Annotated in this window: 10 protein-coding genes and 1 pseudogene; 5 read left to right on the top strand and 6 right to left on the bottom strand. The window is 72.7% G+C overall.

Translation table 11 applies throughout. The annotated features are described in order from the left end of the window. The 3 genes and pseudogenes from GTW43_RS34020 to GTW43_RS34030 all read left to right on the top strand — a co-directional run. Positions 1 to 273, top strand: a pseudogene (locus tag GTW43_RS34020) (hypothetical protein); the annotation flags it as partial. A gap of 33 nt (positions 274 to 306) precedes the next feature. Then, a complete protein-coding gene (locus GTW43_RS34025) occupies positions 307 to 606 on the top strand; it encodes a hypothetical protein (protein ID WP_161305828.1) in 300 nt (99 codons plus the stop codon). A gap of 136 nt (positions 607 to 742) precedes the next feature. Continuing rightward, the gene (locus GTW43_RS34030) at positions 743 to 1,918 is read left to right on the top strand and encodes a C40 family peptidase (protein WP_161305829.1); all 1,176 of its coding nucleotides are present in this window, start codon (positions 743 to 745) and stop codon (positions 1,916 to 1,918) included. A gap of 9 nt (positions 1,919 to 1,927) precedes the next feature. Here the strand turns inward: GTW43_RS34030 and GTW43_RS34035 are convergent, their stop codons facing one another. The 5 genes from GTW43_RS34035 to GTW43_RS34055 are packed head-to-tail and all read right to left on the bottom strand — an operon-like array spanning position 1,928 to position 7,501. Continuing rightward, positions 1,928 to 3,178 carry a styrene monooxygenase/indole monooxygenase family protein gene (locus tag GTW43_RS34035; RefSeq protein ID WP_161305830.1) on the bottom strand — a complete coding sequence of 417 codons (1,251 nt, stop codon included), beginning with the start codon at positions 3,176 to 3,178 and terminating at the stop codon, positions 1,928 to 1,930. Positions 3,179 to 3,218: 40 nt separating this feature from the next. Next, positions 3,219 to 3,860, bottom strand: coding sequence for an ATP/GTP-binding protein (locus GTW43_RS34040; RefSeq protein WP_161305831.1), 642 nt, complete (start codon positions 3,858 to 3,860; stop codon positions 3,219 to 3,221). After that, positions 3,841 to 4,236: a DUF742 domain-containing protein gene (locus tag GTW43_RS34045; protein WP_161305832.1), complete on the bottom strand. Its 396-nt coding sequence runs from the start codon at positions 4,234 to 4,236 to the stop codon at positions 3,841 to 3,843. Before GTW43_RS34045 ends, GTW43_RS34040 begins: the two co-directional genes overlap by 20 nt. Further along, positions 4,233 to 4,718 (bottom strand): roadblock/LC7 domain-containing protein, encoded by a 486-nt coding sequence (locus GTW43_RS34050; RefSeq protein ID WP_161305833.1) that lies wholly within the window; start codon positions 4,716 to 4,718, stop codon positions 4,233 to 4,235. The genes GTW43_RS34045 and GTW43_RS34050 overlap by 4 nt, the downstream gene beginning before the upstream one ends. Then, complete coding sequence (locus tag GTW43_RS34055) at positions 4,715 to 7,501, bottom strand: nitrate- and nitrite sensing domain-containing protein (RefSeq protein WP_161305834.1); 2,787 nt, start codon at positions 7,499 to 7,501, stop codon at positions 4,715 to 4,717. Before GTW43_RS34055 ends, GTW43_RS34050 begins: the two co-directional genes overlap by 4 nt. Positions 7,502 to 7,910: 409 nt before the next feature. Between GTW43_RS34055 and GTW43_RS34060 the strand changes: the two genes are divergently transcribed. Then, on the top strand, positions 7,911 to 8,699 hold the full coding sequence (locus tag GTW43_RS34060; protein WP_161305835.1) for a protein phosphatase 2C domain-containing protein: 789 nt from the start codon (positions 7,911 to 7,913) through the stop codon (positions 8,697 to 8,699). Between the two features lie 34 nt (positions 8,700 to 8,733). On the opposite strand, the gene GTW43_RS34065 is transcribed toward GTW43_RS34060, so the two are convergent. Then, complete coding sequence (locus tag GTW43_RS34065) at positions 8,734 to 9,249, bottom strand: MarR family transcriptional regulator (protein ID WP_343246200.1); 516 nt, start codon at positions 9,247 to 9,249, stop codon at positions 8,734 to 8,736. A gap of 306 nt (positions 9,250 to 9,555) precedes the next feature. Here GTW43_RS34065 and GTW43_RS34070 point away from each other — a divergent pair. Next, positions 9,556 to 10,011 (top strand): GH25 family lysozyme (locus GTW43_RS34070; protein ID WP_272922591.1); only part of this gene is annotated, 456 nt, incomplete at its 3' end.

A 10,011-nucleotide genomic window follows, 5' to 3' on the forward strand; every position in this document is an offset into this window, starting at 1 on the left:
TTCTCCGACGAACAGGCCCTGGCCCGCTACGCCCAGGCCCGCGGCGAGTACACCCGCGAATGGACGTACCGCACGATCCTGGGCGCCCGCCTCCTCGACGTGGCGGTCCCCGCGGCAGGCGTGCCCTGCGGCGTCGCACTGGACTGCGCCGACGGACCCGACGGCATGGTCTTCCCGCCGGTCATGGGCATCGTCCCCGACGAAGCCGCCGTCGACCGCGACACCGGAACCGACACGGACACGGACACGGACACGGACCGTACGGGCAGGTGAGAGACCCGTCGCGTGCCGGGAGACACTGTTCCCGTGAAGAGTGAAGACATTCCGTTCCTCGGGGGGCCGCTCGACGGGCGGACGCTGCCCGTCATGGTGACCGCGACCGGCAATCCGCCCAAGGTGTACAAGGTGCCGGTGCCCGACCTGGAGGGGGACGGGCCCGCGACCGTGCTCGTGTACCGGCGGGAGCCGGTGCCGGACGGCCGGGCGGTGCGGCTCGTGCAGAAGTGGCGGTACGTGTTCGTGCCGGACGGGAAGACCGGTACGGTCCTGAAGTGGCCCTGGTCGAAGGGGAGCTCGAAGGAGAGCCCGGAGACGGGCGGGAAGTAAAGACGCCGCGCCGCGCATCGCCTGGAGGGATGGTGGAGTTGGGCCGCCTCGCGCAGCCCGGCGCGCTTCTCGTACGACAGTCTGCTGATGTACACGGTGCGGGGCACAGGGGCTGGCCCGCACCGGAGGTGATGAGGTGTCAGGGAGGCTGGTGCGGTGGGCGTGCACGGCGGCCGTCGCGGGGGCGCTGCTCGCGCCGGTGCCCGCGGGGGCTGCACCCGGGCCCGGACCGGACACCGGAACGGACACCGGGCAGGACGCCGGGCAGGACCGTTCCGTGGCCGGGCTGCTGACGGATCTTCAGGGGCTGTACCGGAAGGCAGAGCAGGCCACCGAGGCCTACAACGCCACCGAGGAGGAGCTCAAGAAGCGCCGCAAGGCGGCCGACGGCCTGGCCGCGCAGCTGGCCCGCGCCCGGGGCGACCTGCACAGCAGCCAGGTCGCGGCGGGCCGGATGGCGCGGGAGCAGTACCAGGGCAGCAGTGACATCTCCCCGTACGTCCGGCTGCTGCTCGCCCGCGATCCGCAGCAGGCGCTCGACCAGGGGCACGTCCTGCGGCGGGCCGCGAAGGAGCAGCAGGCGGCGATCGCGCGTCTGGTGGGCCGGGAGAAGAAGACCGACGGTCTTGCCACCGAGGCGCGGGCCGCGCTCGACCGGCAGTTGCAGCTCACCGCGAAGAAGCGCAAGGAGCGGGACTCCGTGCAGAAGCGGCTCAAGGACGTCGAGGAGCTGCTCGCCTCGCTGAGCCCCGACCAGCTGGCCGAGCTGGCGAAGCTGGAGAAGAAGGGGACGGCCGACGCGCAGCGGGAGTTCGTGGCGTCGGGGGCGCTGAGCTCGGCCCCGCGCTCCCCGTCGACGGCCGGGAACGCGGCGCTCCGGTACGCCGTGGAGCAGATCGGCAAGCCGTACGTGTGGGGCGCGGAGGGCCCCGACTCCTTCGACTGCTCGGGGCTGACCTCGCAGGCGTGGGGGCACGCGGGCAAGACGATCCCCCGCACCTCGCAGGAGCAGTGGGCGCAGCTGCGCCGGGTGCCGATCGGTGAGCTGCGCCCCGGTGACCTGGTCGTCTACTTCCCGGAGGCGACGCACGTGGCCCTGTATCTCGGCGACGGCATGGTGGTGCAGGCCCCGCGGCCGGGGGCCCGGGTCAAGGTGTCGCCGATCGCGGCGAACCCCGTCCTCGGCGCGGTCCGGCCGGACCCGGCCGCGGACGCGATGACCGGGTACCGGGCGCCGGCCCTGCCGGAGGGCGCGACGGACGGCGACGACACCGGGTACGCGGACACCGGGGCGCCGCCGTCACCGTCGTGAACGGGCCCGTTACGCGAGCGAGCCGAGGTAGGCCTCGGTCTTCGCCGGGTCGTAGAAGAAGTTCTCGAAGTCGGCCGGGTCGTTGAAGCCGTTCGCGAAGCGGTCGGCGACGGGCTGGATCTGGCCGGCGGCGCCGAGCAGGTTCAGGACGTGCTCGGGCGGGGCCTGGAGCATCGTGTTCGTCCACTTGGTGACGTGCTGCGCGGTGTCCCAGTACCGGTCGAACGTGGCCTGCATCCAGTCCTCGTCGAAGGGCTTGTCGCCGTGCTCGACGATGGAGTCGAGGTAGGCGGCGGCGCACTTGGAGGCCGAGTTGGAGCCCTGGCCGGTGATCGGGTCGTTGGCCACGACGACGTCGGCGACGCCGAGGACCGCGCCGCCGCCGGGCAGCCGGCCGATCGGGTTGCGCACGGTGGGGGCGTACCGGCCGGCGAGCGTGCCGTTGGCGTCGGTCAGTTCGACCTTGGTGGCGCGCGCGTACTCCCAGGGCGTGAACTTCTCCATCAGCTCCAGGGTCAGCGCGAGGTGCTCGGAGGGGTCCTTGACGCCCTTGAACGCGTCGAGCGGGCCGCCCGGGATGCCCTCCCAGAAGAGGATGTCGGCGCGGCCGGACGTGGTGAGCGTCGGCATGACGAAGAGCTCGCCGACACCGGGCACGATGTTGCAGCGGACCGCGTCGAAGTCGGGGTGCTCGGGGCGCACGCCGAGGCCGTGCACGTAGGCGACGGCGAGCGCGCGCTGCGGCTCCGTGTACGGGGAGCGGGCGGCGTCGCGGCCGAACATGGAGACCAGCTCGCCCTTGCCGGCCGAGACCAGGACCAGGTCGTACGTACGGGAGAAGTAGTCGAGGTCGGAGACCGCCGCGCCGTGGATGACGAGCTGTCCGCCGCGCTGGGCGAAGGTCTCCATCCAGCCGGCCATCTTCACGCGCTGGTCGACGGACTGCGCGAAGCCGTCCAGCCTGCCGACCCAGTCGATGGCCCGCTGGGTGGGGCCGGGGTCGTGCGAGCCGGGGGCGGCGACGGAGACGCCGAGGCCCTCGATCCTCGGGGCCTGCGACTCCCAGAAGTTGAGCTGCAGGTCACGCTCGTGCTGGAGCGCGGTGTGGAACATGCACTGCGTCGACATGACCCGGCCGGAGCGGATCTCGTCGGCGGTGCGGTTGGACATCAGGGTGACCTCGTACCCGTGGGACTGCAGGCCCAGGGCGAGCTGGAGACCGGACTGGCCGGCTCCGACGACGAGTATCTTCCGGGACATAGCGGCTGCCTCTAACTGGCGGGGAATCTGGGGGAACTGATTATGCGGGGGTGGCGTCGAGGGCGTGGCCGACCAGGGAGAGCAGTGTCTCGACCACGGATATGCGGCGGCGCGCGTCCATGATCAGTACGGGCACGTGCGGCGGCACGGTGAGGGCCTCGCGCACGTCGTCCGGCTCGAACTCCTCGGACCCGTCGAAGTGGTTGACGGCGACGACGTAGGGCAGCCCGCAGCTCTCGAAGTAGTCGAGGGCCGGGAAACAGTCCGAGAGCCGTCGGGTGTCGGCCAGGACGACGGCGCCGATCGCGCCGCGCACCAGGTCGTCCCACATGAACCAGAAGCGCTGCTGGCCCGGCGTGCCGAACAGGTACAGGACCAGGTCGTCGTCGAGCGTGATGCGGCCGAAGTCCATCGCGACGGTCGTCGTGAGCTTGTCCGGGGTGTCGGAGAGGTCGTCCGTGTCCTCGCTGGCCCGGGTCATCAGCGCCTCCGTCTGGAGGGGCTGGATCTCCGAGACGGCGGTGACCAGGGTCGTCTTGCCGACCCCGAACCCGCCGGCCACGACGATCTTCGTGGCGATGGGGGCCCGGCTCCTGTCGGTCTGCCAGGCCTGCAACTGCTCCTCTTCGTCGAGGAGTCCCGACGTGACGTCGGCGTTGACGTCAGAGACGGCGGAGTCCACTCAGCACCCTTTCGAGCAGCGCGCGGTCCGGCTGTCCCGGGCCGTGACCGGTTCCGTACACGCGGATCTTTCCCTGGTCGGCGAGGTCGCTCAGCAGCACGCGGACCACACCGAGAGGCATCTTGAGGAGCGCCGCGATCTCGGCGACCGTGCGCATGCGGCGGCACAGCTCCACGATGGCCCGCATCTCCGGCATGATGCCCGCGAGCGTGCCCTTCCCTATCTCGAGGCGCTCGTCGGGGCCCTCGAGAGCGGCCACGAACGTCTCGACGAGGAGCACGTGCCCGAAGCGGGTGCGGCCGCCGGTCAGCGAGTACGGGCGGACGCGGGCCGCCTTGCGGTCGGCGCCGCGTACGGGCAGTTTGCCGGCTGTCATCGGTTGTTCTCCATCGACTGGCGCAGTTCGCTGCGGAGTTCGGGCGTGAGGACGTGCCCGGCACGGCCGACGAAGAGCGCCATGTGGTACGCGACCACGCTCATGTCGCAGTCCGGGGTGGCGTGCACGCCGAGCAGGGAACCGTCGCTGATGGACATGACGAAGAGGCTGCCCTCCTCCATCGCGACCATGGTCTGCTTGACGCCGCCGCCGTCCATCAGCTTGGCGGCGCCGATGGTGAGGCTGCCGACCCCGGACACGATCGTGGCCAGATCGGCGCTGGAACCCTTCGGGCCGCCGCTGCGGTCGACGGGGGTGCCGTCGGCGTGGCCCGGGTCGGAGGAGAGCAGGAGCAGCCCGTCCGACGAGACGACGGCGACGGAGAGCAGCCCTGGCACCTCCTCGACCAGATTGGTCAGCAGCCAGTGCAGATTGCGCGCTGCGCTGCTGAGTGCGCTGGATACAGGGGTGGGCGCAGTCAACTGCTTGCCTCCTCGGCTGGGTCCCCCTTGGCTTCACCGATACGTTCTTCGATCTCGGCCGCGACGTCCTTGCGGCCTTCCTGGGCGCCCCGGTGGAACCCGCCGAGCCGGCGGCGCAGCGCGTCCGCGTCCACGGAGCCGGTGCGCGGCTTCGGGGCGGGCGCCTGGGCGGCGGCCTTCGGGGTGCGCTTGGGCAGGCCCTTGTCCGTGAGGCGCTGGGGCGCCGGTGCGGAGTCGGGGGCGCGCTGGGCGGGCACCTCGGGCGTGACGGGCTCCGGAGCGTGGTCGGGCTCCGGCCGGGTCTGGGTCGGGCTCTGTGCGGTGCCGGGCTGCGGCGCGGCGGGCGCGGACTCCGTGACGGCCTCGTCCGGGGTGCGCTCGTGGGCGTCGGGCTCGTCGGCGTGCGCGGGCGGCGGCACCGGGGCGAGGAGTTCCATCGTGGTCTCGGCGGGGCGCTCCACGGGGAGCGCGGGCTCGACGGGTGCGGTGGCCTCGGCGGCTGAGGCGTCCTCGGCGGGCTCCGTGTCCGCCGGGGCGTCGGCGGTGTCACCGGCCTGCCGCACGGCCTGTTCGGCCGCCGCGATCAGCGGGTCCTCGTCGCCGGAGCGCCCGTCCAGGACGTTCGAGTTGGCCTCGGCCTCGGAGCCGGGCAGGTGCACGGCGGGGGCGCCGCCCGGCATCGGCACGGCGGGCGGCACGGACGCGGCGGGCGCGGCGGCGAACAGCGCGGTGGGCAGCACGGCGACGGCGGCGACCCCGCCCTGCTTCTGCTCGCGCAGCCGGACCCGTACGCCGTGCCGGGCGGCGAGGCGCGCGACGACGTAGAGCCCGAGGCCGAGCCCGTCGGTGTCCTCGGGGTCGTGGGCCTGCTCGGCGCTGAAGGCGGACAGCCGGCCGTTCAGCTCGCGCATCCGGTCCTCGGCCATGCCGATGCCCTCGTCCTGGACGGAGAGCATGACCTCGCCGTTCTCCAGGAGCCAGCCGGAGACCTCGACGGAGGCGTCCGGCGGCGAGAACGAGGTGGCGTTCTCGAGGAGTTCGGCGACGAGGTGGCTGAGGTCGTCGGCGGCGAACCCGGCGATGTGCGCGTGCGGCGGCAGCGCGGCGATCCGCACCCGTTCGTAGCGCTCGATCTCGGAGACGGCGGCGCGCACGACGTCGACCAGCGGGACCGAGCCCGCGTGCTGCTGACCGTGCTCGGCCCCGGCGAGCACCAGCAGGTTCTCGCTGTGCCGGCGCATGACGGTGGCGAAGTGGTCGAGCTTGAACAGCGTGCCGAGCCGCTCGGGGTCCTGCTCGCGCTCCTCCAGGCCCTCGATGACACCGAGCTGGCGCTCGACGAGGCCGAGGGTGCGCAGCGCGAGGTTGACGAAGGTGCCGTGGATCGAGTGACGGGCCTTGTCCAGCTGCGCCGCGGCGTCGGCGAGTTCGCGGCGCAGCGCGTCACGGTCGTCGGCCATCCGCTGCCGCTCGCCGATCAGGTGCTTGCGGTCGGACTCCAGGGTGCCGAGCCGTTCGTGCAGGGCGACGGCGTGTGCGTGCAGGGCGTTGACGGAGCGGACGACCTGGGCGAACTCGTCGTCGCGGCCCGTGAACGCGATCGGCTCGCCGGTGCCGGGCTCCCCCGCGAGGCGGGCCGAGCCGCGGCGCAGCACGGCCAGCGGGCGGGTCAGCGAGCGGGCGGCGCCCATCGCGACGCCGACGGCGGCGAGCAGACAGAAGCCGACGAGCGCGATGCGGATCTCGAGCCCGGTGACGTCGTCGTCGCGCAGCTGCTCCAGGTGCTTGACGCGCTGGTCGCCGAGCGCGGCCTCGGCGCCCCGCATCTGGTCGACGCGGGCGGTGAGCGCGTCGCCGAGCTTCTTGCTGCTGTAGTCCAGTTCGGCGTCGGAGAGGGTGGGCGCGTCGGTGAGCGCGGCCAGGTACTTCTCGGCGCGCTCCACCTCGGGCCCGGTGACCGTGGAGTCGTACGAGGCGGCGGCGCCGGCCGGGGCGGAGTCGCGGAAGTCGTCGAGCGCGGCCTGCGAGCGCACGTGGGCCTGCTGGGCGGCGGAGCTGAGCCCGTCGCGTTCCTCGGCGCCCGCGCCGCTGCCCGGAGCGTCGCTGACGACGGTCCTGGGCAGCCCGGTGACCGGGTCGAGGACGGTGGTGCTCGTGGTGGGCCGGGGCACCGCGTAGGCGGCGAGGAGCAGGCCGCGGGCGGCGGAGGCCTGGTCGACGGCGCGGTCGAGGTCGGCGAGGGCGTGGCCGCCGGCGCCGGCCCGGGCGGGCAGGTCGTCGGCCAGGCGCTCGGCGAGCCGGTGCAGGTCGGTGATGGCCGCGGAGTAGGAGGTGTTCGCCTTGAGGGCGGTCTCCTTGCCGGTGAGGGCGGCGCGGCGGACGGCGGCGATCTCGTCGAGCGTGCGGGTGAGGGAGCCTTCGGCGGTGGCGCGCAGCTCCTCGACCTGGCGGTCGACGCGGCCGCTGTGTTCCTCGCTCAGGCCCTTGCCCTTGGGGCGGCCCGCGGCGATGAAGGCGGTGACCTCGTCGCGCTCGTCGGCGAGGGAGTGGGAGAGGGCGAGCGCGCTCTGGGTGCGCTGCGCGTCGTCGACGAGGCCCTGGGACTCGCTCACCTGGCCGGAGGCGGTGAGGATCGCGGGGGCTCCCGCACCGGCGACGGCGGCGGCGACCACGGCGACGGCGATGACGAGCCGGTTGCGCACCCGGGCCTTGCGGCCCTTGCCGACCGGCGGGGTCGCGGGCGTGGGCACGGGTGCAGAGCCCGGTGCGTCCGCTCCGTCCATGCCGAGGGACCCGTTACCGCCGGAGGTCTTCCGCAACGTCTGGTGCTCGCATTCCTGACTCGTCCTAACCCATGGGCCCGGGTGACGAACAGTCAACACACGCGCCCCTCTGGCATGGCTCCAGACCATTCCAGTGCCGGTGAGCAGGGGGCGCACATCACCTGGCCCGCCACCCGAAGGAGTGAACATCGTGCGGGAGTTGGGGAGCAAGTTCCCCCGGCACGGTCCGGGGGCGACCGCAGCGCGCCCATTGGACGTCTTCGGAAGCCTTTGGCAAGATGCCCCGCCACGCCTCACCGGAGGTGATCATTCCGCCCCAATTCCGGCGCCGTCCGCACCAGGGGACCAGGACTCGCCCTCACTCCGCACACCTGTGAAGGGCCCGTGCAGACTCCGGCAGACTGGCCGGATGCGCATCGAACTGACCACCGAACCCGGTGACCCCGCCCGGCCGAACGAGGACTACGCATCGGTAGCCGTTCCGGCCTGCGGACAGGGTGGATCACTCGTCGTCCTCGACGGGGTCACGCCGCCCGCCGGAGACGACGGCTGTCTGCATTCCGTCCCCTGGTACACGGCCCGGCTCGGCGGCGCCCTCGCGGAACTGTCCGCTTCGCGGCGGGATATGACGTTGCGTGACATCCTCGCGGCCGCGATCCGCCGGACCGCCGACGCCCATCGCGACACCTGTGACCTTTCTCACCCCCGTACGCCGCAGGCAACCGTGGTGCTCGCGCGCTGGGACGCCGAGCACCTGGAGCATCTCGTGCTCTCCGACTCCGCGTTGCTCGTCGAGGCGGTGGACGGCGCGGTGACGGCGGTGCTCGACGACCGCCTCGACCGGGTGCCGCGCGCCCACCTCGTCTCGGACGCGGTGGCCGACGCGACCGTGCGCAACAAGGAGGGCGGCTTCTTCACCGCGGCCGCCGACCCGGACGTCGCCCACCGCGCGGTGACCGGCAGCCGGCCCCGCAGCGAGGTCCGTGCGCTGGCCGCGCTGACGGACGGCGTGACGCGCTGGACGGAGAAGTTCCACGAGGGCGACTGGGCGCAGCTGTTCGCCCTCGTCCGCAAGGAGGGCACCGAGGCGGTGGTCGCCCGGGTCCGCGCGCTGGAGGACGCGGACGCGCAGAGCCGCACGTACCTGCGCCGCAGCAAGACCCACGACGACGCCTCGGCCGTGTACGCGGAGCTCTGAGCGGGTCCGCCGCAGGGCGCCGTCGTCAGGGGCCTCAGGCCTCGGCACCCGAGTTCAGCTGGTGCAGGAGCCGGGCCAGTTCCGCGACCTCGCGGCGGTCCCAGTCGGACAGCTGGCGGACGTAGCGCATGCGGCGGGCGTCGCGGACGCGGCGGAAGTCCTCGCGGCCGCGGTCGGTGAGCGAGACGAGCCAGGCGCGGCCGTCGGCCGGGTCCGGTTCGCGGGCCACGAAGCCGAGCTCCTCCAGGGCGCGCAGCTGGCGGCTCATGGTCGCCTTGCCGACGCCGATGTACCCGGCGAGGTCGGTGGCGCGCTGGGCGCCGCACTCCTCGAGCCGGGCGAGGAGTCCGTACGCGGCGGGCTCGAGGTCGGGGTGGACCTCGCGGGCCATCTCGCCGGAGCTGGACCGGGCGCGGCGCAGGAAGTAGGTCAACTCCCGCTCCAGGGCGAGGAACTCGTGGTCCACCCCGGCGGGCGGTTCACCCGGCGTCGCACCGGCCGCCCTGTCGCGTTCGGCGCCCCGACGCCCGCCGTTCCCGTCTTCGTTCACGTCAGCAGCCATGGACTGTGGTTCCCCGGGTTCCCTGTTCTGAAAGTCTCTGAAAGTTGTCGCCGATCCGCGCCGTCTTCGCAGCTCCGCCAGTATTTCGCAGGAGTAGACCAACGGCACCCTCCAGGCCCTCTTCCCTCGTCCGGGTCTACGTGCGTAGCGTGCTGCATGGCATGTCCACACCATCATCACGGCACCGACATGTCGACAGGTCAGCAAGAGGACAGCACCCGCGGCACCGAACGGCACAGCACAGGTCCCTGATCAGTACCGCTGATCCCCCACGAGGCCTACGGAGGCACTCACATGCCCGTGCACAGACCCGCGACGACCCGGCGCCGGACCCGCTTCGGCGCGGTCGGAACCCTTCTCGCAGCGCTCTCCCTCCTGTTCACCCTGCCGAGTGCGGCCCACGCCGCCGACGTCCCCCAGCGCGGTGAGGCGTTCATGGGCATGGGCGTCGCCGCGCACGACGGCGACACCGGCCGGCCGCCCGTGGACCGCGCCGTCCAGACCGAGGGCGTCGACGTCAGCGGCCACCAGGGCAACGTCGCCTGGTCGACGCTGTGGAACAGCGGCGTGAAGTGGGCCTACGTCAAGGCCACCGAGGGCACGTACTACACGAACCCCTACTTCGCGCAGCAGTACAACGGCTCCTACAACGTCGGCATGATCCGCGGCTCGTACCACTTCGCGACCCCGGACACGACGAGCGGCGCCACCCAGGCCAACTACTTCGTGGACCACGGCGGCGGCTGGTCA

It is taken from the genome of Streptomyces sp. SID5785 (assembly GCF_009870065.1).
Taxonomy (GTDB): domain Bacteria; phylum Actinomycetota; class Actinomycetes; order Streptomycetales; family Streptomycetaceae; genus Streptomyces.